General features: G+C 68.5%; 19 protein-coding genes. 4 read left to right on the top strand and 15 right to left on the bottom strand.

Features of this window, described 5'->3' with window-relative positions; genetic code table 11:
* Entirely contained in the window at positions 1 to 927 is a 927-nt protein-coding gene (locus ABGB18_RS29140) for a sugar ABC transporter permease (protein WP_347698818.1), read from the bottom strand.
* 79 nt (positions 928 to 1,006) lie between these two features.
* The gene (locus ABGB18_RS29135; RefSeq protein WP_347698817.1) at positions 1,007 to 2,284 is read right to left on the bottom strand and encodes an ABC transporter substrate-binding protein; all 1,278 of its coding nucleotides are present in this window, start codon (positions 2,282 to 2,284) and stop codon (positions 1,007 to 1,009) included.
* 249 nt (positions 2,285 to 2,533) lie between these two features.
* Here ABGB18_RS29135 and ABGB18_RS29130 point away from each other — a divergent pair, with 249 nt between their 5' ends.
* Positions 2,534 to 3,544, top strand: a complete 1,011-nt coding sequence (locus tag ABGB18_RS29130; protein ID WP_347698816.1) for a LacI family DNA-binding transcriptional regulator — start codon at positions 2,534 to 2,536, stop codon at positions 3,542 to 3,544.
* Positions 3,545 to 3,597: 53 nt separating this feature from the next.
* Here ABGB18_RS29130 and ABGB18_RS29125 read toward each other — a convergent pair whose 3' ends face one another.
* Entirely contained in the window at positions 3,598 to 4,404 is an 807-nt protein-coding gene (locus tag ABGB18_RS29125; RefSeq protein WP_347698815.1) for a helix-turn-helix transcriptional regulator, read from the bottom strand.
* 136 nt (positions 4,405 to 4,540) lie between these two features.
* Here ABGB18_RS29125 and ABGB18_RS29120 point away from each other — a divergent pair, with 136 nt between their 5' ends.
* Positions 4,541 to 5,395, top strand: coding sequence for an oxidoreductase (locus ABGB18_RS29120; RefSeq protein ID WP_347698814.1), 855 nt, complete (start codon positions 4,541 to 4,543; stop codon positions 5,393 to 5,395).
* Positions 5,396 to 5,747: 352 nt separating this feature from the next.
* Here ABGB18_RS29120 and ABGB18_RS29115 read toward each other — a convergent pair whose 3' ends face one another.
* A complete protein-coding gene (locus ABGB18_RS29115) occupies positions 5,748 to 6,674 on the bottom strand; it encodes an SPFH domain-containing protein (RefSeq protein WP_347698813.1) in 927 nt (308 codons plus the stop codon).
* A 347-nt stretch (positions 6,675 to 7,021) separates the two neighbouring features.
* Between ABGB18_RS29115 and ABGB18_RS29110 the strand changes: the two genes are divergently transcribed.
* The gene (locus ABGB18_RS29110; protein ID WP_347698812.1) at positions 7,022 to 7,636 is read left to right on the top strand and encodes an MBL fold metallo-hydrolase; all 615 of its coding nucleotides are present in this window, start codon (positions 7,022 to 7,024) and stop codon (positions 7,634 to 7,636) included.
* Positions 7,637 to 7,696: 60 nt separating this feature from the next.
* Here ABGB18_RS29110 and ABGB18_RS29105 read toward each other — a convergent pair whose 3' ends face one another.
* The 4 genes from ABGB18_RS29105 to ABGB18_RS29090 form a co-directional block, all read right to left on the bottom strand.
* Complete coding sequence (locus ABGB18_RS29105; protein ID WP_347698811.1) at positions 7,697 to 8,422, bottom strand: glycerophosphodiester phosphodiesterase family protein; 726 nt, start codon at positions 8,420 to 8,422, stop codon at positions 7,697 to 7,699.
* A gap of 74 nt (positions 8,423 to 8,496) precedes the next feature.
* The gene (locus tag ABGB18_RS29100; protein WP_347698810.1) at positions 8,497 to 9,834 is read right to left on the bottom strand and encodes an ABC transporter substrate-binding protein; all 1,338 of its coding nucleotides are present in this window, start codon (positions 9,832 to 9,834) and stop codon (positions 8,497 to 8,499) included.
* A gap of 43 nt (positions 9,835 to 9,877) precedes the next feature.
* On the bottom strand, positions 9,878 to 10,741 hold the full coding sequence (locus ABGB18_RS29095) for a carbohydrate ABC transporter permease (RefSeq protein WP_347698809.1): 864 nt from the start codon (positions 10,739 to 10,741) through the stop codon (positions 9,878 to 9,880).
* Entirely contained in the window at positions 10,741 to 11,721 is a 981-nt protein-coding gene (locus ABGB18_RS29090) for a sugar ABC transporter permease (protein WP_347698808.1), read from the bottom strand. The genes ABGB18_RS29095 and ABGB18_RS29090 overlap by 1 nt, the downstream gene beginning before the upstream one ends.
* 60 nt (positions 11,722 to 11,781) lie before the next feature.
* Between ABGB18_RS29090 and ABGB18_RS29085 the strand changes: the two genes are divergently transcribed.
* A complete protein-coding gene (locus ABGB18_RS29085) occupies positions 11,782 to 12,639 on the top strand; it encodes a DeoR/GlpR family DNA-binding transcription regulator (protein ID WP_347698807.1) in 858 nt (285 codons plus the stop codon).
* A gap of 204 nt (positions 12,640 to 12,843) precedes the next feature.
* Here ABGB18_RS29085 and ABGB18_RS29080 read toward each other — a convergent pair whose 3' ends face one another.
* The 7 genes from ABGB18_RS29080 to ABGB18_RS29050 form a co-directional block, all read right to left on the bottom strand.
* Entirely contained in the window at positions 12,844 to 13,632 is a 789-nt protein-coding gene (locus ABGB18_RS29080) for a hypothetical protein (RefSeq protein ID WP_347698806.1), read from the bottom strand.
* Positions 13,633 to 14,222: 590 nt separating this feature from the next.
* Entirely contained in the window at positions 14,223 to 15,272 is a 1,050-nt protein-coding gene (locus ABGB18_RS29075) for an aldo/keto reductase (protein WP_347698805.1), read from the bottom strand.
* A gap of 113 nt (positions 15,273 to 15,385) precedes the next feature.
* Positions 15,386 to 16,636, bottom strand: a complete 1,251-nt coding sequence (locus ABGB18_RS29070; protein WP_347698804.1) for a hypothetical protein — start codon at positions 16,634 to 16,636, stop codon at positions 15,386 to 15,388.
* A gap of 518 nt (positions 16,637 to 17,154) precedes the next feature.
* On the bottom strand, positions 17,155 to 20,859 hold the full coding sequence (locus ABGB18_RS29065) for a hypothetical protein (protein WP_347698803.1): 3,705 nt from the start codon (positions 20,857 to 20,859) through the stop codon (positions 17,155 to 17,157).
* 77 nt (positions 20,860 to 20,936) lie between these two features.
* On the bottom strand, positions 20,937 to 21,356 hold the full coding sequence (locus ABGB18_RS29060; RefSeq protein ID WP_347698802.1) for a nuclear transport factor 2 family protein: 420 nt from the start codon (positions 21,354 to 21,356) through the stop codon (positions 20,937 to 20,939).
* Positions 21,357 to 21,751: 395 nt separating this feature from the next.
* Positions 21,752 to 23,581 carry an ABC transporter ATP-binding protein gene (locus tag ABGB18_RS29055; protein WP_347698801.1) on the bottom strand — a complete coding sequence of 610 codons (1,830 nt, stop codon included), beginning with the start codon at positions 23,579 to 23,581 and terminating at the stop codon, positions 21,752 to 21,754.
* A 190-nt stretch (positions 23,582 to 23,771) separates the two neighbouring features.
* Positions 23,772 to 24,338, bottom strand: a complete 567-nt coding sequence (locus ABGB18_RS29050) for a hypothetical protein (RefSeq protein ID WP_347698800.1) — start codon at positions 24,336 to 24,338, stop codon at positions 23,772 to 23,774.
* Positions 24,339 to 24,814 lie beyond the last annotated feature (476 nt).

Raw genomic sequence — 24,814 nt, 5'->3', positions numbered from 1 at the left:
TCAGCTGCTCCTGATCCGGCGCGTGATGGCGAAGTTGACGAGCGCCATGACCACGATGATCACGCAGAGGGTCCAGGCGATCGCCGCGGCGTAGCCGAACTGGTACATGCTGAAGCCCTGCTCGTAGAGGTAGAGGCCGACGGTCTGGAACTGGCGGTCCGAGCCGCCGGTCGGGTTGCCGGTGCCGGCCTGGAACAGCAGCGGCTCGGCGATGATCTGGAAGCCGCCTATGGTGGACACGACGGCGGTGAAGATGATCGTGGGGCGGAGCATCGGCACGGTGATCTTCCGGAACTGGGTGAACTGGCTCGCTCCGTCCAGCCGGGCCGCCTCGTACAGGCCCTCGGGGATGGTCTGCATGGCGGCCAGGTAGATGAGGGCGTTGTAGCCGGTCCACCGCCAGATCACGATCACCGAGATCGCGACGTGCGAGGAGAGCGTACCGGCCTGCCAGTCGATGGGATCCAGGCCCACCAGATCGAGAGCCCAGTTGACCATGCCGAAGTCGCGGCCGAAGAGCTGGGCGAAGATGATCGTGACCGCGACGATCGAGGTCACGTTGGGCAGCAGCACGCCCATCCGGAACAGCGTGCGGGCACGCAGCCTGCGATTGAGCATGTGCGCGATGAACAGCGCGGCCAGCAGTTGCGGCACGGTGGACAACAGCCAGATGCTGACGGTGTTGAACAGCGCGTTCCAGAAATAGTCGTCGGCCAGCAGTTCGGCGTAGTTGGCCAGCCCCACCCATTCGCGGTTCGGGTCCAGCAGGTTCCAGTCGGTGAGTGAGACGTACGCGGTGTACAGCAGCGGGAACATGCCCAACACGCCGAACAGCAGGAAGAACGGGGCGATGTAGAGATACGGCGAGCCCTTGACGTCGAGCTGGTAGGCCCAGCGGCGCCGGGCCCCTGATCTGACGGAGGTCATGGTCGGCTCCTCGGGGAAAGGGTGGCGACGGCGGGCCCTGATAGCCCGCCGTCGATCAGCTCTCACGGATCGATGCGCGTCACTTGCTGATGCGCTCGACGTCCCCGAGCATCTGCGTCCACGCCTCGGCGGCGTTCTGCTTGCCCTCCTCCACGCGGTTGATCGCGTCGCGGATGGCGGTCTGGATGTCGCCGGCCCTCGGGCCCTGATGCTGCGGCTTGAGGCTGCGGGCGGCGGTGGTGAAGATCTGCCCGATCGGCGCGTCGTTGAAGAACTCGTGCTTGAGCCCGGTCACCTCGGGCTTGTCGTACGTGGTGACGGTGGAGGGCAGGATGCCGTGCTTGGTGAACACCTCGATCTGCTGTTCGGGCGCTGTCAGCCAGGCGATCAGCTCCACGGCCTCCTTCACGTGCTTGCCCTGGGCGGGGACGGTCAGGTAGGAGCCGCCCCAGTTGCCGCCACCGCCGGGGATGGCGGCCACGTCCCACTGCCCGGCGAAGGCCTTGGCCTGGTCCTGGATCTTGGCGAGCATCCAGGCGGGGCAGGCGATGGTCGCGAACTGGCTCTTGGCGAAGCCGGTGTTCCAGGCGGGCGAGCTGCCGACGAGCTTGGCGGACTGACCGTCGGCCACGGCCTTGAGCACCTGGTCGTAGGCGGAGCGGACGGCCGGGTTGGTGGCGACCACGACGTTGTCCTGGGCGTCGTAGTAGCCGGTCTCGGCCTGGCCGATCATCGCATTGAACACCTGGGGGCCGCCGTCGAAGAACGCGGCGCCTTCGGGTTTCCTGGCGGTGTAGCGCTTGCCGGTCTCGAAGTAGGACGTCCAGTCAGGCCAGAGCTTGGAGACCTCGTCACGGTCGGTGGGCAGCCCGGCCTTCTCGAACAGGTCGCGGCGGTAGCACATGGCCAGGCCGCCGACGTCGGTGCCGTAGCCGATCTGGGCCCCCGAGCTGGCCAGCGACGCCTCCCACTTCCACGGCAGCCAGCGGTCCCTGAGCTGGTCGGCGCCGTGCCGGCGCAGGTCGGCGAAGTGCTGGGACTGGCTTCTGAACTGGGCCACGAAGCCGGTGTCGATCGCCTCGATGTCGGCGGTGCCGCTGCCGGTGGCCAGGTGCGCCGCGAGGTTGCGGTGGTGGTCGTTGTACGCCGACGTCCTCTCGACGATCTTGATATTGGGGTGGGCGGCCTCGTACTTGGTGTAGAGCTCCTTGAAGCCCATGTTCCCGAACAGGTTGAGGGTTAAGGTGATCTTGCCCTCGGTCGGTGTGGAGCCGGTGGAGGTGGAGCCGCCGCAACCGGTGGCGAGCATGCCGACGGCCAGCACTCCGGCGGCGAGACGAATTCGTCCAGCAGACACCTGGGACTCCTTCAAAGGGAGAGGAAGGGTGGCTGCGAGATGCGATGAAAAGGCCGGGCCCCGCGGCAACGGTCCGGCATCGGCCTCAGTGGCACATCCCACAGAACGCCGCCGCCCTCTGTCAAGTCACAGAAAAGTCACGCGTCGGAAACGTGCGGTGATGGGTTGACATGGTGCTGGCTCTCCCATAACTTCCATGCAACCGGTTACATGAAATCGGTTTCAGCGAGATGGCGATAACGTACGTCCGTGGCAACGATTCGAGAGCTGGCACGCCTTTGCGGGGTCTCGCCGGCGACTGTCTCCCGCGTGTTCAACAACCCCGAGGTGGTGAACGCCCAGACCCGCGAGCTCATTCTCAGCACCGCGACACGCATCGGATATCTGCCCAACGAGTCGGCCCGCACCCTGGCCACCAAGAGGTCCCACATGGTCGGCCTGATCTGGGACACCGACCACCGCCGCCCCGGCTGGCGGCACCCGTTCTTCCAGGAGATCGTCATCGGGCTGAAGACCGCGCTGAGCGAGCGCGGCTATCACCTGCTCATGCTCGCCACCAGCGAGGACGGCACGCCCGACAGCTATCTCCGCGCCGTACGCGGGCACAACCTCGACGGCGTGGTCTTCATAGACAACGGCAGGGCCGACTCCTCGCTCCAGTCGCTGGCAGGATCGGAGGTGCCGTGCGTCTCCCTCGATCGGCCTGTTCAGGGACCGTGGGCCACCTACGTGACCTCCGACAACGTGGGCGGGGCGCGCGAGGCGGTCCGCCACTTGCACGCGACCGGGCGCAGGGTCATCGCCACCATCACCGGCCCGGTCCGCACCGGGCCGGGCGCGGAGCGGCTGCGCGGCTACCTGGAGGAGTCGGCCGCGCTCGGCCTGGCACACCGGCCGGAGCTGGTCGTCGAGGGCGACTTCTACTTGTCCGGTGGTCATGCCGCGATGCGTGCCCTGCTGGAGCTGGAGGAGCGGCCGGACGCGGTGTTCGCCGCGGGCGACGAGATGGCGATCGGCGCGCTGCGGGCCGTGACAGAGGCGGGATTGAAGGTGCCCGAGGATATCGCGCTGGTCGGGTTCGACGACATCGAGCTGGCCGCGCTGGTGCCGCCGGGGCTGACGACGCTGGCCCAGGACAAGGCGGGCTTCGGTACGGCGGCGGCCGCGGCGGTCATCACGATGATCAACGAACGCGTCACCCCGCTCCCGCGGATTCTGCCCACCCCGCTGGTCGTCCGCGGCTCCTGCGGGGCTCAATAAGGCGTTCGTGGCGGGGTCTCGACCACCGTCACGCCTTCGCCGGTGAAGGCTTCTCAGGCGAAGCCGCGTAGTGCTTCGTCGTCTGTGCTGCCGGGACGGGGGAAGTACACGTACAGGATGTGGCCCTCGGGTCCGGAGAGCGCGAAGGTCTCGAAAGTGAGGCGGAGGATGCCGAGGCCGTCAACGGCGAGTCGTTTCTCACCCATCACCCGCTCGTACACGTCGTGGGAGTCCCACAGCGCGCGGAAGGTTTTGCTGCGCTCGCGCATGCTCGCCACGAAACCGCCGAGTTCTGAGCGGCGGGTGGCCGCGGTGGCGCGCAGACCCGCGACGGCCTGCAGGGCGATCTCGGCCCAGTCGGGATAGACCGTTTGTGCGCGCGGGTCGAGGAAGGCGAACTCGATCAGGTTGTGCCCCGGGCTCCAGGCCGGGTTGACCCGGGCCGCGAGCGTGGTGCCGGCCAGCACGTCGCGGCTGGGGCTGACGACGAACGCGGGCAGGTCCCCCCATCGCTCCAGCAGGTGCAGCACTCCTGGCCGCACCGTGCGGGCGGGAACGGTGTTGTTGCCGGCTGCTGCCAGTGGCGGCATCGCCAGGGACCACAGGTAGGCCCGCTCGGTGTCGTCCAGGCGCAGCACGCGGGCCAGGGCTTCGAGGATCTCGCGGGAGGGGTGCCGGTCGCGGCCCTGCTCGATCCGGGTGTAGTAGGAAGGGCTGAGCCCGGCGAGCAGCGCCAACTCCTCGCGGCGCAGCCCCTTGACCCGCCGTCGCGTGTTGTCAATGACGCCGGCGGAGGCAGCGTCGATCCTCTCCCGGCGACTGCGCAGGAAGGAACCGAGCTGGTTGTCGTAACCTGCCATTCTGGCCGAGTTTACCGCTGCTCACAGGCCCTGCCGCACTCCGCGCCACACGCGAAGCTGACCCTGTGAGGGCCTCCCTTGAGGGGGCGTGGCACGTCCGCCGGCTTGCTGTTGTCATGAAGGCATGCCGAACGACATGAATGAATCGCCTGTATGGCTGATCACCGGATGCTCCAGCGGCCTGGGCCGCGCTCTGGCCCGGCACGCCCTGGAGCGGGGCGACCGGGTAGCTGTCACTGCCCGTGATCGCACGGCCGTGACCGATCTGGCCGCCAGATACGGCGACCGTGCGCTGGCTCTGGAGCTTGATGTCACCGACCCCGCGTCGGTGACCGCGGCCGTCCAGGCATGCGAGCAATCGTTTGGGCGCATCGACGTCCTGGTCAACAACGCCGGATACGGGTACCTGGCCGCCATCGAAGAAGGCGAAGAGGCCGCGGTACGTGCCCTGTATGACACCAACGTGCACGGTGTGGTGACGGTTCTCAAGGCCGTGCTGCCCGGCATGCGGGCGCGCCGCTCGGGGCGCATCGTCAACATCTCCTCCTTCGGCGGCCTGGCCGCCTTCGCCGCCACCGGCTACTACCACGCCACGAAGTTCGCGCTGGAGGGCCTGTCGGAGTCGCTGGCCGCGGAAGTCGCACCGCTCGGCATCAGGGTGACGATCGCGGAACCCGGCGGTCTGCGCACCCAGTGGGCTGGGACATCGATGCGGCAGTCTCCGACACGCCTGGCCGACTACGAGCAGACCGCCGGCAAGCGCCGTGAAGCCACGCTCGCCGTGTCCGGCCGCCAGCCTGGCGACCCGGTCCGGGCCGCCGCGGCCATCGCCGCGGCCGTGGACACCGAGATGCCGCCGCTGCGGCTGCTGCTCGGTTCCGACGCGCTCGCCGGAGCACGCGCTCGCCTGGAACGGATGAGAGTCGAGATCGACGCCAACGAGGCACTGACCACGAGCGTGGACCTGGAGGAATGTGACCTGACGTGCTAAGACGCGCGGCCGGCTGAGCGATCGGTCCTGTGCTGCGTGTCCGCCAAAGGGCGTGGGCAGGGCGCCGTCGTCCTCGCTCTGCGAGAAGGGACTGGTGACGGTCGCGAGGAGCCGACGCAGCAGAGGGTGCTCGTTGCCGAGGTGCCCGAGGAGGTTGGTGGCCGCCATGCCGGGATGCGCGGCGGTCGCGAGCACGGGCGAGCCGGCCTCGGTGAGTCGGCCTCGCGCGCTCGCCCGGGCGCAGGGCGGGACTCTCGACCACTGTCTGTGACGGCGTCACACAAAGATCGCGAACTCGCCTCCTCACCCCGCGGATACCAACCGTTCGACGAAGCTCCTGATGGTGCTTGGTCTATGTGGTGCGCGGGGCGCCGCTCCTCGCGGCCGATTCCGCGCCGGAACGTTCGAAGGAAGGCCCTGGCGCGGTCAGCTCGGGCGCGGTGGTGTCCGTCACGGCCGGTTGCCCTTCGGGTTTCCCTTCCGAGGGGCCGGCGACCTGCTCAGCGGCCTCCGCGGCCGCGCCGTTCCTCGCGGAGCGCTCGAAGAAGCGCAGCAGCTCCACGGGCACCGGCATGACCAGCGTGGAGGACTTCTCGGCCGCCACTTCCACCACGGTCTGCAGCAGGCGTAGCTGAAGCGCGCCGGGAGTCTCGTTCATGATGGCCGAGGCGTCGGCGAGCCTCTGCGCGGCCTGGAACTCTCCGTTCGCGGTGATCACACGGGCCCTGCGCTCCCGCTCGGCCTCGGCCTGACGGGCTATGGATCGCTTCATGCCCTCGGGCAGATGGACATCCTTGATCTCCACGCGGTCGATGTGGATGCCCCAGCCGAGCGCAGGGCTGTCGATCATCAGCGCCAAGCCCTTGTTCAGCTCCTCGCGGTTGGAGAGCAGGTCGTCCAGATCGCTCTTGCCGATGATCGAGCGCAGTGACGTCTGCGCTACCTGCTCGATCGCGAACAGGTAGCTCTGCACCGCGATGGCCGCCCGCAATGGCTCCTCGACCCGGAAGTACGCGACGGCGTCGACCTGGACGGAGACGTTGTCACGGGTGATGCCCTCCTGTGTGGGCACCGGCATCGTGACGATCTGGACGTTCACTTTCCTCATCCGGTCCACGACCGGGATGAGGAAGGTGAGCCCCGGCCGGCGGACCTCCCGCTGGGCCTTGCCAAAGCGGAAGACCACGCCGCGCTCAACCTGATTGACGACTCGGATGCTGCTGACCACCAGCCAGACCGTGAGCATGACGATCAGCCCGAGCACGATGATGGTGATCATGGCATGCCCCTTCCCTTTCAAGGTTAGATCCGGGCACTCGCCCGCGTCGGCAAGAAAGTCGTCAAGACCTGGTCAACGGCATCGGCGCGGCCGGCTGACCTGCCTGCTGTCGCTACCCGGTACGGCCTCTTCGGAGGGGGATGTCTGTTCGAATGTTTGGGTAGGGGGAGGGCTTGCCGGCGGGTCATGCCGATCGGACGCCCAGGGCCACGCCGCCCGCGGCGCCGGAGCCACGTCCTCCGGCACCTGGCTGAGGGGCTGATGGGCGGGCGGCAGGGCCTGCTGCGGCCTGGCGTGGCGAACGCGCCGGCCGCGCGAGGGGTCGAGAAGCTCGGCAGGAGTGGGTGATGAGCAGGGTGATGCCGGTCATCCGGTTCTGCCTGGTCGGCGTCGGGGCGATGAACTCCCCGCGCTACCGCCCGGCCGGGTTGCTCGTCCGCTGGCCAGGCCATTGCGTGCTGCTGGACGCCGGCGACGAGGCCGCGCTCGGCCGGCGGCTGGACGGCTGGCTGGTCTGCGACGAGCGCGCCGAGCTGATGCCCCTGATCCGCCGTACGGCGCGGGAGCTCGGGCTGGCGGTTGCGGTGGCGGACTACCGGGCGGCAGGTGTGGAGATCGTGCCGTTGCCGGTCGCCCACACCTCCCATCCCACCTTCGGCTACCTGATCCGCACACCTCGGGGCAGGGCTGTGTGGGCGCCGGAGTTCTGGGTCTTTCCGGAATGGGCGTCGGGCGTGGACCTGATGTTCGCGGACGCGGCCGGCTGGAACCGGCCGATCCGCTTCGCCGGCGGCGTGGGCGGGCACGCCGCGGTCCTGAAGGTCGCCGAGGATGCTCGTGATCACGAGGTGAAACGACTGGTCTTCGCCCACATCGGCCGGCCTTCCATCAGGGCGATCGAGCGGGGTGAGCATCCGCCCTTCGGGGAGTGGGGCGTCGAGGGCCGCGCGTACGGGCTATGACAGGGCCCCGGCCCTCGAGCCTGGCCTGATCAGGAGGACTCGGGGCAGTTGTGCTCGCCGTTACCGCAGGGCCTCGGCGAGCCAGCGTCGCACTGTACGGGGATCGTCGCCGGTCGTCCCGTCCACGCCGAGCTCGAGCCAGTGCCGCAGATCGTCCTCGCTGCGGGTGGGCCAGCCATGCACCGGGATGCCCTCGTCGTGCAGTTGCCGGACGAGCTCGGCGGTCAGCCCTTCCCCGCCGCTGTGGATGCGGCAGGACCCGGTTTCCTTGATCAACTTCCGGTGGCCGCCTGGGTAGGCCTCGGCGTCGGTCCATCTGGACACGATCATGCCCCGCGGAATCTCCGGCAGCCTCCCGGCTACGGTGGCCATCGCCTCGGCCGAGAAGCTGGTCAGGATCGTCCGCTCCGCGTAGTCGGGATGGTGGGGGAAGAAGTCGACCAGGCCGTCGATGGCGGCCAGATCCTTGATCTCCAACTGGATCAGCCGCGTCGTTGCCTGATACATCTGCTCCAGGGTGGGCACCCGCTCACCCTGGCCCACATCGACCGAGCTGATCTTCGACCAGGCCAGCTCCGCGACCGGGCCCAGGCCCTGGCCGGCCGGCTCGGCCGCGACCCGGTCCAGGGTCGCGTCGTGCAGCATGAAGAGTTGCCCGTCGGAGCTGATTCGTACGTCGGTCTCCACCTCATCGACGCCGACCTCTTCCGCCACGCGGTAGGACGCAATGGTGTTCTCGGGTGCTTCGGCCATGGCGCCGCGGTGTCCGATGACGGCAAATGCCACGATCTTCCTTTCTCGATAGAACGATGAAATCTCGTGCGGGCGGCCGACGGAGCGGCGGCGCGAGAGGTCCAGGGTCAGGACGCCACCAGCCGCCGATACTTCGGCAGCACGCGCTGGATGGCCGGGTCAAGGTTTCGGGCGGCTTCACGCAGCACCTCGCCCGGGTCGGCGTTGGAGGCGTACACCTTCTGCAGCCCGATCAGCATCTCGGAGATCGTCTCGTTCACGTACCGGCGCATCACATCCGCCTGGCGGGCGCGGCTCAGCTGATCCTGGGCGATCTGGTACGCGGGGGTCGTGGCGTTGCGCTCCTTGATCTTCGATGAGTTGAGAGAGCTGGTGGTCACCGGGAGATAGCCGGTGTTGAGGCTCCACTCGGGCGCGCCCTTCTCGGCGAGGTACTTGATCACTTCCCAGGTTGCCTGTTTGCGGGCCTTGGTCGCGTTGCGCATGATCGCCAGTCCACTGCCCCCGGTCGGGACGCCGGGCGCGTCCTGCTCGGGCAGGAAGGCGGCGCCGAACTCGAACTTGGCGGCCTTGAGCAGCGAGGTGAGCGCACCGGTGGAGTTGCAGATGGTCGCCGTCACCCCGGCCACGAAATCGGCGTTGACGTCGCCGGCCAGGTAGGCCATCTGGTCGTCGTGGATGAACGCCCGATCGAACTCCAGGGCGGCGATGGTCTGCTCGGAGTCCAGCCTCGGCGCCATGCCATCGGAGTAGCCGCCGTTGAAGGCCCAGGTCGAGCCCTGGAAGTACCAGTCGTCCGTGCTGCTGTAGCCGCGCATCTTGACCGGTGAGCCGCGGTATCTGAAGCCCTTGAGCTGACGGCCCCATTCCCGCAACTCGGTGAACGTCTTCGGTCCGCGGTCGGGCAGCCCGGCGCCGGCGAAGATCTCCTTGTTGTAGTAGAAGAGCGGTGTCGAGCGAGCCCAGGGCAGCCAGTGGACCTGGCCTCGAATGGTGCCCTCGGCCAGGAACCTCGGATGGAACGCGTCGGGGCCGAAACCGGCGTCGAAGTAGCCGGTCAGCGGTTCCAGTGCCTCGGCGAGGAAGTAGCGGTTCCAGTTCACGTCGCTGAGCGTGACGAGGTCGGGAACCTGCGCTATGGCAAAGCTGGCGGCCAGCTTCGAATCGAGCGCGGGGTATCCGGGAAACAGCTGGATCTCGCAGAAGAGGTCCTGCTGCGAATCGTTGAACCCGTCGATGATCGACTGCAGGATCTCGGCGTTGTGGGAGGTGAACGCACTCCACAGCACGACCCGCTCGCGGCGGGCGAACTGCGGTGGCACCTGTCCGCTCACCTGGGCGTAGTCGCCGCTCGGGCGGCCGACGCAGCCGGTCAGCGCCAGGCTGGCAGCAGCCGCGGTGGCACCGGTCAGGAGTCGGCGGCGGCTGAAACTGGTCCCGGTCACACGGGTTCCTTTCCGATCGAACCGGATCGCAGGCACGTGACGATCATCGGCGAACCACGCTGCCGGCCAGGCCGGCGACGATGTAGCGCTGTGCCAGCAGGAAGACGATCGCCATCGGCAGGATGACGAACAGGGTTCCGGCCATCAGGGCGCCCCAGTCGTTGATGCCGTCGTTCTCCTTGAGGTAGAGCAACCCGATCGGCAGCGTTCGCATGTTGACCGAGTTGGTGACGATCAGCGGCCAGACGAAGCCGTTCCACTCGTCGATCAGGGCGATCAGTCCGACCGTGATGATCGCCGGTCGGGCCATCGGCACGATGAACGAGATGATCGTGCGTAGATGCCCGGCGCCGTCCAGCTGCGCCGCCTCCAGCACCTCCCGCGGCATCGACCGGAAGAACTGGTGGAGCAGGAAGGTGCCGAATGCCGACGCCACACCCGGCAGGATCAGGCCGGCATAGGTGTTCACCAGGTTCAACTGGCCGATGGTGATGTAGTTCACCAGCAGGGTCACGTGCCCCGGCACCATCAGCGCGCCGAGCATGAAGATGAACAGCCAGCGCTTGCCGGGGAACGGCAGGAAGGCGAAGGCGTACGCGGTGGAGATCGCCAACACCACCTTGAGCACCGTCCCGATCACGGCCACCACGGCCGAGTTGATCAGGAACTGGTCGAACGGGGCCAACGTCCAGGCGTTGACGAAGTTCTCCAGGGTCAGCGATCGCGGGATCAGCCGCGGCGGCCAGCTGTTGATGTCGGCGTCGGTCTTGAACGCCGTGCTGACGAAGAGGTAGAGCGGGATCAGGAAGATCAGGGCCGCGACCACCAGGGCGGCCACGCCCCACCAGCGCGTACGCCGAGGGCCGGACGACTTCTGCGGGGTGACCGCGGTTGGCATGACCGTCATCAGTAGTGCACCCTCCGCTCGACGAATCGGAACTGCAGTACGGTGATCGCCATCAGCACCACGAACATGATCATCGAAGCCGCGCTTGAGACACCGACATTGGAACGGTTGAACGCCTCGTCGTAGATGAACCAGCTCAACGTGGTGGTGGCACGGGCAGGTCCGCCGCCGGTCATCATGGCGATCACGTCGAAGGCCTGAAAGGCCGAGATCGTCTGGGTGATCACCAGGAAGAAGGTGGTCGGGGAGAGGAGCGGGAAGATCACCCGCCGGAACTGCGTCCACCGGCCGGCACCGTCGATACGGGCCGCTTCCAGCACCTCGGCCGGAATCTGCTGGATGCCCACCAGGTAGACGATCGCGACGAAGCCGAGGCCCTTCCAGATGGAGACGATGATCAACGCCCACAGTGCCCAGGAGCCGTCGGTCGTCCAGGCCGGCGAGTCCGCTCCGAACGCGTTGAACACCATCCGGCTGAGGCCGTGATGGGGATCGAAGATCAGCAGCCAGATGGTCGCGATCGCCGCGCCCGACAGCACGTGCGGGGAGAAGGCGAGCGTCTGCACCGCGGTGGTGCCCCGCATGCGCCGTGAGAACAACAGCGCCAGCGCCAGGCCGAGCACCAAGGTCACGACAACGACGACGACCACCCACACCAGCGTGCGCAACAGGACCTCGGAGAAGGTCCAGTTGCTGAACAGGGCCCGGTAGTTGAGCAGGCCGACCAGGTCGGCCTGCGGCGAGATGAAGTCCCAGGTGGTGAAGCTCAGATAGATGTTCTCGATGATCGGCCAGTAGGAGAACACGGCGATCAACGCCAGGTTCGGTAACGCGAACGCGGCGAACAGCAGGTAACCGCGCCGGCGTCGGCGTGTCGCACCGAGTGGTCGCTCGGAGGTCGTTCCCCCGGCATCGGCCGGTCGGCGGGCGCTGACCGACAGAGCTGATCTCGAACCGAGATCGCTTGCTCCATTGCTCATGGGCTACCACCCATCCGCATCGAGGACGAATCGCTGGAGACTTTACTGAAGGTCAGGTGCTTGACTCTGGTCAGACGGTCGCGAATCTGTGATCATTGCGCGAACGTTTCAATCACATATGCAAGGGTGCAAGCAGGGATGTCCAGCTCGTTTCGGGGCCATGCCTTCGATCGTCAGCAGCGAATCCTCAGTTACGTCCGGAACGAAGGCCGTGCGGTCGTCTCCGAGATCGCCGACCTGTTCGCGATCTCGCCGGCGACACTGCGCCGGGATCTGCGCGCGCTCGAGGCCCAGCAGATGATCGTCCGGTCGTACGGCGTCTTCTACCCCACGGACATCGGCGGCTACGAGGCGCCGGTGGAGTACCGGCACAAGGCCCGGACCGAGGAGCGGCTGGCAATCGCCGAGGCCGCGGTCGCCCTGATGGCCGACGTCGGCACGGTGTTCCTCGACGAGGGTGCGCTGCCGGAGGATCTGGTCGGGCCGATGCGCCGGCTGCAGCGGATGACCGTGGTGACCCGATCTCTGACCGTTGCCGCCGAACTCGGCCGTCAGACCGATCACGATGTGATCATTGTCGGCGGCCGGCTACGGCCGACGACCATGGGCACCGTCGACCGATGGGCGACGGGGATGCTCGGAGAGCTGAATGTCGACCTGGCTTTCATGGGCGCCAACGGGGTGTCGATCGACCGCGGGCTGACGACTCCGGACCCGTCCGTGGCACAGGCCAAAGCGGCGGCGATGCGGGCGGCCCGCCAGTCCGTGCTGTTGTGCGAGCACACTCGATTCGGGGTGACCAGCTTCGCCAAGTTCGCCGACGTCGGGCAGCTGACCTGGGTCATCGCCGGCAAACAGCTGTCCCGAGCGTCCGCGCAGCGCTACGGCGCGGCCGGCCCCAGAGTGCTGCGCGTCTAGGCCAAGGCCACCCTGGTCACGTACGATGCCGCGACACCCGGTCCGGTTACTGGGGAGCGGCGCGGTACCTCACCCGGGCCACTGACGGTTCGTGCCCGGCCCGCCCCAGCCCGCGCAATTCCACGAGGCCGGACTGGGAGGTGGAGCCGGGCATCGTCATCGGCAGGCGCACGCCCTGCCTGGACTCGGCCGAGGAGGCGCGCGTCAGCAGCCCACTCTGCGGCTGCTCAGCGCGATGTCGTCCATCCACACGTCGTAAGCGGCGGGGGTCGGGTTCCCCTGGTAGAGCTGCCAGCCCAGCTTGATCGTGTCGAACCTCGGGAAGACGAAGTCCACCGGGTTGCCGCCGTGTTCCCGGGTGGACACGGTGAGCTCCGGCTTGGCCACCCCGTCGAACCACAACGAGATTCGGTTGTCGCCGGCATCCATGTGCCACTCCACGCATGTCCAGGTCCCGGCGACGGAAGGCGTGGTGGTTCGCCAGTTCGTCCAGTCTCCGGTGGGGCCGCCGTCCGCGCCGACGCCCCAGTACGCGGCTCCCCCGTGGGGCGGCGGGGTGTACTGGCCGCCGAGCGGGCGGACGATCTCGGCCCCGTCGCCGGTGGCCTCGACCAGAGTGTAGTGCGCCCAGTCCGGCGCGGTCGGGAACGCGTCGGCCCGCAGCCGTACGCGCCCGTAGAAGCTGTTGCCCGGCGCGGCGAAGTCGTCCACCTTCAGGAACGCGCGGCCGTTGCCCTCGGTGTGCACGCGCAGCACCTTCTGCCCCCGCCGCCCGCCGCGCTCGACGGTGAGCGTGCCGTGCTTGGTGTCGATTCCCCAGTGGAGACTGCTCGCGCCGCCGACGGGCATGGCCTGGAAGTCCTCGCAGAACAGCAGATTCGCCTTCGCGCACGTACGCGCGTCCGTCTGAGCCAAGGCGGAGGGGGCCGCCGGAGCGGCCGTCAGCGGCACCATCAGAAAGGACACAACGGAGCGGGCCAACCATGTACGCACGACGACTCCCTTGGACGCGGATGTGGATGAGCGGGAGTAAGGTACGCCATCCGGCGCCCAGGGGAGGGTGCGCGGTGACAGCCGCCGATAACAACGCTGGTGGAGGGGCTGTGGCGGGGGAAACTTTCAGCGGGGGCCCACGTCAGCCCGCCCCGCCGTGAGACCGCGGAGCTGAGGGGAGACGCATGATCCTCCAGCCGGGATATCTACTGGATGGCGCAGCGGTGCGTGCCAGGCCGCCCACAATCCGTGTCCGTTTTCGGACACATCCTGGACGTGTTTCTCGGCACCCTCGCCCCACCCTTGGAACGTCCCAACCCTTACCTGCTTTTCGACGGCCAAGGAGACGCTCCGATGTCGCAGCCATACGGGCATGACCCTCACGGGCAGCGACCTGACATCGGAGACGATCGAACTGCACGATTCGATCTTCTCCGATGGTGTTCAGGTCGCCCTGTCCTGAGCCCGGCGAAGCCGGCCCTCGCTCCTGCGACACGGTCGTGGCCCACACCGGGTAAGCCGCTGCCGCCTCGCCGGTCCCGGCCGGATCATGTCACATGAAGTGCCCCGGGACCGGAAACATGTCTGGGTCAGCTCGCGGCGCGGTCGCCGAGCGGGCGGCGGCGCAACGCGGGGTCGGTCAGGGGCGCGGGGCTCCAGAGACCGACGGGGTGGTAGACGTTCGTGCCGGGCGGCACGAGCTCGTCGATCCGGTCGAGCACGGAGTCGTCGAGCACCAGCGAGGAGCCCTTCAGCAAGCCCTCCAACTGCTCCATCGTGCGCGGACCGAGGATCACCGAGGTGACCGCCGGGTGTGCGGCGACGAAGGCGACGGCCAGCGCGGGCAGGGTGCAGCCGAGCTCGTCCGCCAGTTTCACCAGCTCCTCGACGATCTCCAGCTTGGCCGCGTTGACCGGGATGGACGGGTCGAACCGTTCTGGTGCGCGCGCGGCGCGGCCCCGCGACAGGTCGGCCTGCTGCCCCTTGCGGTAACGACCGGTCAGGAACCCCCAGCCCAGCGGGCTGTAGGTGAGCACGCCCATGCCGAGCCGCTGCGCGGTGGGAAGGACGTCGCCCTCGATGCCGCGGGCCAGGATGTTGTACGGCGGCTGCTCGGTGCGGAACCGGTACAAGCCGCGCTGCCGGGCCACATGGTAGGCCTCGACCGTCTCGTGCGCCGGGAAGGCCGAGCTGCCGAAGGCCCGGATCTTGCCCTGCCTTACCAGATCGGTCAGTGCGGAGAGGGTCTCCTCGATGTCGGTCCGGTGGTCGGGCCGGTGGATCTGGTAGAGGTCGATCCAGTCGGTGCGCAGCCGCTTGAGACTCGCCTCGACCTCGCGCATGATCCAACGCCGCGAGTTGCCGCCCCGGTTGGGGCCCTCTCCCATCTGGAAGTGCACCTTGGTCGACAGCACCACCTCGTCCCGCCGGCCCTGCAGGGCCTTGCCCACGATCTCCTCTGACTCGCCCGCCGAGTACATGTCGGCGGTGTCGACGAAGTTGATCCCGTGGTCGAGAGCGGTGTGGATGATGCGGATGCTGTCATCGTGGTCGGGGTTGCCGGCCGAGCCGAACATCATGGTGCCGAGGCAGTGGGTGCTGACCTCGATACCCGTGCCGCCGAGGATGCGATATCTCATACCTCGGAACCGTAGGATCTAGAGCCGACTCTAGGTCAAATTGGGGCACATGTTTCGGGTTTGAGCATCGGCCAGGTCGCCCGAACGCACCGGGCTCAGCGTGCACTCCGGATCTACGAGCGGGGCACGGGCTTGAAGTAGTGCGCCCCCATGTACGCGCTCACCTGCTCGCCGATCTTCGCCCCCTGCACATCAGCCGAGCGGGTGTGAATGCCACCCCACACCCGGGCCTCGATGACCTCGGCGAGTGCCTGCGAGAAACTGTGGAAATATCGGGTGGCGTCCGCGTCGGGGCTGAACGCGCTGAAGGACAGGTCGTCCCGGCCGAAGAAGTGCCTCAGTGACGACATGCCCGCCCCGGTGGAACAGGCGTGCCCGGAGGTGAAGTCGGGATGCGGCGGCGTGACGAGCAGAGGCTCCCAGCCGGAATCGGGCGTCGTGTCCGGATTGCCGTCGGTGCCGGCCTCCCGGATCGCGGTGATCGGCCGCCAGAAGTGCCAGGCCGCCTTCTCGCTGTTGCAGGCGATCGTGGCATCGGCCTTGGACAGGTTGACCATCGCGTACATCCGCGCCGCCTGGAGCGTGCTGAGCCGGTGCGTCGTCGCGAGCTGGCGCTTGATCTCCCAGTCGCCCCCGTTCCGGTCGTGCCACCAGATCGCGGCCTGCGTCTGGTCCTCGGTCCTGACCGTGCTGGTCTTCGAGCCGATCTCCTGGACCTCGTTGATCTCCTCGGCATAGCGCTTGCTGGTGAGCGCCGGCGGGCCGGAGGTGCGGAACATGGACCCGCTGGGGATGAGGAACGGCTTGAGGTGAGCGATCCAGGCGCTGCTCGCGGCGAAGGCGGGAGGTGTAGGCCGCCATTGACCGGGCTCGGTGCCCACGGTCCAGGTCTGGTCGCCGTAGGCCCCGTCGTTCTTCCGCGCCGCGATCATCGCCGAGGCGGTCTGAACGCCGACCGCGATGCCACGCTGCTTGGGCCCGCCGGCCGGAATCGCGGCCAGCGCCTCGTCGTACTGCGTCGTCAGCCTCTCCCGCTGGTCGGGGAACAGCGCGCTCAGCACCCGGTAGGCGGCGCTCGCCACGGCCGCGTCCATGGACGCGGCCCCCTTGACGTGAGGCGCGGTCAGATACGGCTGGTACGGACTGCCCGCGATCGCGTTCACCGCGTCGTAAATGGCTCCGTGCACCATGGCAGCGCTGCGGGACTGCTCCGGCGGCTGCTGCTGGGCGACGTCCCACATGGCGGTCTGAGCGTTCCTGTCCCAGACGACGACGGCGTTGGCCCGCTGCGTCCCGTCCGACGCGTACGCGGCCGACGAACCAAAGCAAATCGGCGACCCGGCGATGATCCCCGCGACGGCCACCCTGACGGCCTTCCGACGTAAGCCGGCGGTCAATCCCGCTTCACTTGAGTGAGACATGCGAGCAAAGTACTACGCCGGTCTCACCCATCACAGCAGCCCAATGACCGAATAACCGATAGGGAGCAGCCCCGAAGCGCTGCTTCCCGCCAGAGCGAGCGGCGCCGGTCGGCGGCCGGGGACGCGGTGGCCCCCGGGGGGAGGGATACGGTTCTCGGGCCGGGGTTCTTGCCCGCCGGCGGGCTCAAAGGGTGACGCGGTCACCGTCGTTCGAAAGGATCTTTACTCATGAAGTTCACCGACGGGCTGTGGCAGCTACGGCCCGGCGTCAGTGCGCTGTACGCGGCCGAGGCCCACGACATCCGCACCGAGGAAGACACGATCACCGTGACCGCGCCCACCGCCGTCATCAACCGCCGGGGCGACACCCTCAACCGGCCGGTGCTCTCACTGAGACTGTCGTCGCCGCTGGAGAACGTGATTCGCGTCCGTGTCGATCACCACATAAGGCCGGACCGCGCTCACAGCTCGAAGGCGTCGATGTCCATGAAGTACCAGGACAGCGGCAGGCGCCACCGGATGGGCGGAGAACCGGTTGGGAGCCCTTCGTGGGCCGCGATCAGCCGGTCGGCCACGTAACGGGCGAACGGGCTCCGAAGACGCCGGTCCCGTACGCTCATGAGCACGGGCAGGGCCACGCCGGATCGCCCCTCGGCAAGGAGGAACGCGGCTGCCAGACAACGTACGAGTGGGTCGGTCCGGGAGTCGTCGGCGATGCCTTGGAGGACCGTCGTGTTCCCCATCGACACCAGCGCCGCCACGCTCATGAGCCGGATCCGCCGGTCGGCCGCCCTTCGGTCGCGGGCCAGCCGTTCCAGGACGGCACACGGCCCCACGCCACCGATCACTTCGAGCGCATACACGGCGTCATCGTCACGCGTACGCCACCAGTTCAGCCTGCGCCGTGGGAAGCGGGCCGTGAACCAGGCGGGGTCCTGCTCTTCCCCGGCTCGGGCCAGTGCCACCACCGCCGGCCAGCCCAGAGGATTTGCGGTGGAGTCGGCGAGCCGCCTGAGTACGCCCCGCCCCGGCGGCCCGCACGCGGCCAGCGCGTCCGCCGCGCGTGCCCGCACCGTCTCCTTCGCCCGCGCGTCATTCAGCACCTTGCCGAGCATCGCGATGCCGTCGCCGTTCCCGTGGGCGTGCATGGTCGCGCCGATCGTCACGCGTAGCCCCGCGTCCCGGACCTGTTCGGCGAGCCGGGCGAGTGGTACGTCCTCGTCCAGAGCCAGCAGGGACTGTGCCGCCTGGTAGCGAACGCGGTCGTCCGTGCCGGTCTCGTCGAAGATCGAACGCAACGCCGCCACCCCGGCGGCCCGATCGTATCGGGACAGCGTGCGGGCGGCGTCGACCCGTGGCCCGGAATGCGGCGACTGGGTGGTGAGCAGGTGGAGCACCTCCATGCCGCTGGGATCGCCTGACTCCAGCAGCGCCACGCCGATGCTCTGCCGGGCGCGCGGTCCGACCGACGCGTTTTCCGCCAGTTCGCGCAGGGCCTTCGGCTCGCGCAGTGCCAGGGCCGCTCCGTAACGGACGGACAACCGCTCGTCGCCCGCAAGGAGCCGGTGCAGGGCGTCGCGGGTCGGCTGGTCCTCGTCGGCCAGGAGCAGGCGACCGGCTGCCACGCGGGTGGGCAGCCCCGTCCCGGCGTGGACGGCGAGCCGGCGGAGCACCTTGAGCCCGTGCGCGTCGCCCAGCGTCCACAGGGTCTCGGCCGTTCGAAAGCGGATCCAGGACTCCGGCGCGGTCGTCGCCAGGTCGCGCAGTGTGGCCAGGCCCACCGGATCGCCGAGGCCGGCGAGTATGGCCGCGGCCTGGTATTTCATCATGGGCCAGGCGCTTGGATCGGCGGCCATGGCCCGCAGGCCGGTCAGGATCGCGGGCCGGGCCGACAGGGCCAGCACCCGGGCCGCTTCGAAGCGGGCCCGGATGTCCTCGCCGGGATCGGTGGTGATGTCGAGCAGGGTCTGGGTGGCGGTCGGCGTTCCGTGTTCCAGGAGCGCGGTGGCCGCCTGGACCCGCAGCAGGATGTCCTGGCGCGGATCGCCTGCGAGCGCTGCCAGCGCGCGTTCCGGGGCTTCCGGCAGCGGAGGCAGCAGATCCAGCGACCATGGGGACGGCGTCCAGCCTTCCTCACGGTCCAGGATGTTCTGCACCGACCTGACGGCGCTTCGGTCACCGTGCGCTGAGACCCGCTCGGCGCACCAGCGTCGTACGGGGTGCGACGCGAGGTCCTCCTCCAGGCAGATCACAGCGAGCAGCCGGCAGCCGAGCTCCCCGTCGACCTCGGCCAGGCAGTCTGCCAGGATCGCCCGTGTCCAGACAGGAACGTCAGGATCCCGGCAGGTCTCGATCAGTGCCGGAACCGTCTCCGGGTGGGAGGCGGCCAACTGGGCGAGCACGTCCAGATCGTCGCCGTGATGGCCCGTCCTGATCCGGACCAGCAGGCCGGTGAGCACCTGGTCGATCAGCTCCGGTGGTACGCGTGCCCCGTCGGCGATCACTCGCCCGGCCGCGGCCAGGCCCGCATCCGTGCCTCCCAGGAGCCGGAGGAGCAGATCGGTCGCCGGCGGACCGGCGCGGCCCAGCACGAACAGGGCGAACTCCCGGGCCGACGGATCGCCCATCCGCTGCCGCCAGGCGGCCTCGTCGAAGGTCTCCCGCCCGGCGGCCAGGTATTCCGCGATGCTCTGGTGCAGGAATGCGACATCGCCGCCGTCGGCGATCAGCAGTGAGGTGGCCAGCAGCCGGTTGTACACCATGCCGGTGAGCGCCGAGCTCGTCATCGGCGTGTTGTCCCGCGTCGCCGTCCACTCCACCGCCGCCTGGAGCAGGTGGCATTCCGGCGAGTGCACCTTGAGGGCGGCAAGGTGGCACAGCAGGTCATCCTCCTGCTCGGCCCACTCCTTCGCGCCGTTCTTCTCGTTCCACCGCCTGGCGGTGCGGAGCAGGGCGATGAATTCTTCGTACAGCTGAGTACGGTCGGTGGGCAAACCAACGGCGGGATCCCGCTCGAACAGCAACGCCGCCATGGTGATCAGCAGCGGCACGCGCGGTAGCGCGGCCACGGCGCTACGCCTGATTCCGGTCACGAATTCCTTGGCGGCCTCCTGGGGGTCGCCCTCCCGCCCAGCCGGCGGCCGCGCCTCGAACCAGCGCTCGGCGAACCGTTGCAGGTCAGCCCCGTCGAACAGCCGTAGCCGCAACTCGGTCGCCCCGGACCGCACCAGGTCGGACAGCTCGCCCGGTGGCAGCGGCCGGGTCGTGATGAGGAACCGGAACACCTCCGACCGGTGCTCGATGGCAGCGGCCAGCATGGTCAGCACCTGTGAGCGGTCGGCGGGGTCGGCGATCTCGTCCATGCCGTCGACCAGGACGAGCCACCGGGCACCGTCCAGCGGCGGCGCGGCGAACATCTCCGCTGACACCGGCTGCCCATACCCGGACCAGTAACCGGCCAGTGCGGCCGGCAGATCGCTGCCCACCAGCCGGGCGGCGGGCAGCCGCAGTGCGACGGCCTCGCCGAACGGCGACGCGCTCCGCGTCCCGCGCCGCGCCGCCGGCCACCAGCTTGAGGAGGCGGCGGCGAGGTGTGCGGTGAGCGTGGATTTCCCGGCTCCCGGCTCCGCGACGACCACAGCGTGCTCGAACCGCGCGATGACCTCCGTGGGCGGTAACGCACCGCTCCCCGATGCCGTACGGCCGACGGCCGTGAGGCCGGCCTCGGCCCGCTGCTGCACGTAGATGGTGGTGACGCGCGGCAGATGCCATCCCGTCAGCTGGTAACGATGGCGCTCGGCCTCATCGCGCTGGACGGCCAGCAGACGCCGGAGAGCCGGGCTGAGCGGGACCGGCTCCCGGCGGCGTACGGCGGCGTGCATCGCCCCGATCACGACGGCCAGGACGACGGCGATGACGAGCTGCAGGCTGAACTCCCGGCGCGCCACGGCCAGCCCCGTCGAGGCGAGGGCGACAACTCCGGCGGTGACGAACGCCGCCAGGGAAACACGGCTCCTCCACGGGCGAGACGCCCTGCCCGCCGTGTCGCCACCCTCCGGCTGCCGGGTAGCCGCCCCGAAGACCTGGACGAGCAGGGCCGTCACGCCCGCGGCGGCTCCCACCACCGATGCGACCTTGTCACCGGTGTCCAGCCATGCGGGGGGCATGCCAAGGAATGTACGGCACGATCACCGGCACACCGGTCGCGAGGTGGCCGACTGGGACCCGCGTCGGCCGCACCCCGCTACCTCATCGTGGTGAGCCGGATGCCGAGCTGGCTGTAGATCTCCATCTGGTCGTGGTAGAGGCGCTGGCTGACGATGACGCCGCCCTCCAGGGTGGACATCCAGCAGAAGCGGATGCTTATCAGCCTGGAGGTCGGCGTGATCACCTCACCCCAGGGGCTGAGGAACGGCCCCTCGTGTGTGCCGGTGTAGACCCCTTCGATCGCCACCGTGTCGCCTTCGGTGACGTGTTCCCAGATGGTCATGCGGGCGCCGGGGAACGCCTCCCACATGTGGAGGTGGTAGGAGCGGATCTGTTCATGGCCCTCGGCCTGCAACTCCGGGCCGACCACGGTGGCCCGGGCTTGGTAGCAGCGCACGACCCCGTTCACGTCCTGGGCGTTGATAGCGGTCACCATCTGGTCTATGACGTCGGGCATCGTGGGTTTCCTGTCGTGGGGTGCCGGTCACGCCGCCGGGCCGCCGCCCGGCGGCTCACGGCGTGAGGACGACGTTGTCGCACTCGTCGTGCTCGTCCTTGAACATCGAGCCTGGACTGAGCAGACTCGCGTACGTCCAGGTCAGCCTACGGGTCGCAGTTTCGCACCCCGCAAGCTGGTGCCCGCGGAGCTCAGGACGCCGGTCGGCGCTGGCCGCCCGGGATGTCCCGGGTCGCACTGGAGATCTCCGGCCAGGCCGTCATCATCAGCCCCGCACGGCTACCACCGCCCGGCGCGGTTCCCGGACGAGCCCGCCCGCCACAAGCCGCTCGACCTGAAAGACCATGATGTGGCTCGACCGCATCGACTGGGCCTCCGTTCCGGAAGGGGCTCGGTCAGCGATGGAGCGCGTCCGGGATGTCGTCGTCGACGAGGAAACCGCCGGACTGGTGCCGCCACAGCCGGGCGTAGGGGCCCTGGGCCTGGAGCAACTCGCCGTGCGTGCCCTGCTCCACGATGTGCCCCCGGTTGAGCACGACGAGCCGGTCCATGCGGACGACGGTGCTCAGGCGGTGCGCGACCACGAGCGCCGTACGGTCCTGCATCAGGTGCCACAGGGCCTGCTGGACGAGGAGCTCGCTTTCGGAGTCCAGCGCGCTGGTCGCCTCGTCCAGCAGCAGGATCGGGGCGTCGCGCAGGATGGCGCGCGCGAGCGCGAGGCGTTGCCGCTGGCCGCCGGAGAGCTTGACGCCGCGCTCGCCGACCAGGGTGTCGAATCCGTCCGGCAGGGACTCGGCGAACTCCGTGACATGCGCCGCCCGCGCCGCCCGGAAGATCTCCTCATCGGTGGCGCCCGGCCGGGCGAAGGCGATGTTGTCCCGTATCGACCGGTGGAACATGGCGGGTTCCTGGGGGACGTAGGCGATGAGGCTGCGCAGGTCGGCCTGGCGCAGCCGGGCGATGTCCTGGCCGCCGATCAGGATCCGGCCCCCGTCCACGTCCATGAGCCGCAGTAACAGCCGGGTGAGGGTGGTCTTGCCACCGCCGGACTGGCCCACCAGCCCGATCTTGGAGCCGCTGGGGATGTCCAGCTCCAGGCCCTCGAACAGGGACTGGCCGGCGGCGTGGGCGAACCTCACCCGCTCGAAGCGGACGCTCGCGTCGGACGGAAGCAACGGCTGCGGGTCGGCCGGATCCACCACGGTCGGCGGCACGAGGAGCAGCTCGGTGAACTGGGCCGCTTCGGTCAGTACGCTCTCCATACGCCGGTAGATCTGGTTGAACTCGAACATGATGCTGATGGTGTTCGCGTAGTACGTGAACGTCACCACGATGGCCTCCACGCCCAGGCCACCTCGCAGCGCCACGGCGAGGAGCAGGCCCACGGCACTGGTGAGGACCGAGATCGGGGCGACGACGGTGTCCACCCGCAGGTTGCTGTAGTCCCAGGAGCGGAGCGTCAGCCGCTGCTGCTCGGCGATCCTCGCCCGATGCTCGACGGCCTCGCGGTCTTCGGCGGCGAAGGAGCGTACCGTCTCCATGTTGGCCAGCACGTCGGCGACGTGTCCCGACACCAGCACTTTGGCGGCCTCACGTTCGTCGACCAGAGCCTGGCGACGGCGGATCAGCGGGGCGACGGCGCAGCCGGTGACGATGATGAGGCCCACCAGGACGAGGACCAGCAGCGGGTGATACCGCCACAGCACGACCGAGGCGAAGGCCAGCGGCACCAGCTTCGCGATGATCGAGAAGGTGAGCGTGTCGGCGAACTCCTCGAACCTGCCGGAGAAGCTCAGCACCCGTTTGGTCAGCGAACCGGCGAAGTTGTCATGGAAGAACGCCGCGTCCTTGGCCAGCAGCTCGTCCATGCCCACCACACCGAGCCGCTCGATGCCCCGGGAGTCCGTACGGTTCAGGAAGTGCAGGCCCAACCGCCACAGCACCTCGCCCGCCAGCAGCAGTGCGCCGAAGCCGAGCACGTAGGGCAGCAGCGCGGCCAGGGTGCCCTCCCCGCCGCCGGCCAGGTGCCCGACCAGCGCGGCCACCATCAGCGGCGCCAGGTAGAACAGGCAGATGTTGCCCATCGCCGGCAACGTCAGCGCGGGCGCCGCGACCCGCCACTGGCGCCTCAGCTCGCCGCAGTAGTAGCGCAGCGCCAGCAGCATGGCGGATTTCCGCTTGGATGAGCCGTCCGCGGATGCCTCAAGTGATCCGAGCACAGCCATCCGCCCTCCCGAGTGCCGGTACCGCCCGCGACCATGCTGCCGCAGGGCGTACCGGGGGAGCGAACGATTTTCCGTGGTGCCCACCGCCGCAGTAGGGCCCGGTCAGCTCGTCGGACGGCGTTTCCACCGGGTGATCAGCTCGGGCAGGGTGCCACATCCCGTCTTCTCAAGGAAGCGGGTGAAGTGTTTCTCACTCATCCGAGGTGAGGTCCCGTACGGCGGCCGGCACGAGATTCGCGTCGAAGTACGGACTCAGCAACGGGCCCAGCGTGGCCGCCATCAGCAGGTCACCCGGCTCGATGGCGCGCCGATCACCGTCGAACGGCACCCCCAGCGTGCTGATCGCGCCCGTGGCCGGGGACCTGACGACGATCTTCAGCATGTCGTCGATGCCGTTGCGGCGCAGGAATTTGTTGGCGAAGTCCCGCTCCGGCCCGGTCGCCCGCAGGCGGAGCTGTCCGAGGGTCGCCACACCGTGGCGGGTCAGGCAGGTGACGCCGTCGTGCGAGGCGAACGGATTGTTCCAGCGCCAGCGCTCGACGTATTCCTCCACGAAGGCCGGCCGGAACATGGTGAGGTACTGCTCCTCGCCCTCGCTTCCCAGCGCCAGATACGCTGGGTTCTCGGCCAGGAACGCGTCGACCCACCCGAGGTGGACGGCGACAGCCTCGGCCAGCACCGGATAGAGCTCACCCTCCCGAGCCCCGGCCACTTGCTCCAGCACCTTGATGAGCCTTCGGTATTCCAGCTGTTCCACGGGTCCGCCATCGCACTCGTTGATCGCTTCGGGGGCAGCGGGGGTCTCGCCTTCTCAAGGATTCCGTAATGGGCGGCCGTTCATCCATTACTTGGCCAAGGAATTAGTTTCGAAGGCCACGACACTTCCGGTCGCAAGTGAGGGCGAATCCGGGTAAATGCCTCAATCGGCGGTCACCGCTGCGGCCGGAGAACTTCCAGAACGCCTCCTTCATGAACGACTGGACCGACGGTCACGTCGCCGGCTACCAGCCGAGGTCGTCAGACGGCCGGGGGTCGGCGCCACGGGGCCCTGGCCTCGGCATCACCGTCTCGACCGACGGGCTGGAATCCGTCTTCTCCATTTCCTGAAAGCGGGCAGAACTCGTTGGGGATTCCGAGTGAAGTACGGCATGGGGAAATATGGACCACTGTCGAGGAGCTACGGGATCTTTGTACGGACATCTCGTCCAAAATGTTCATCTGTAACGCAACGTG

The sequence above is a fragment of the Nonomuraea sp. B12E4 genome (assembly GCF_039871825.1).
Taxonomy (GTDB): Bacteria; Actinomycetota; Actinomycetes; order Streptosporangiales; family Streptosporangiaceae; genus Nonomuraea.
The sequence above is the reverse complement of the archived record's forward strand: the minus strand, read 5'-3'. Positions and strand labels throughout refer to the sequence as shown.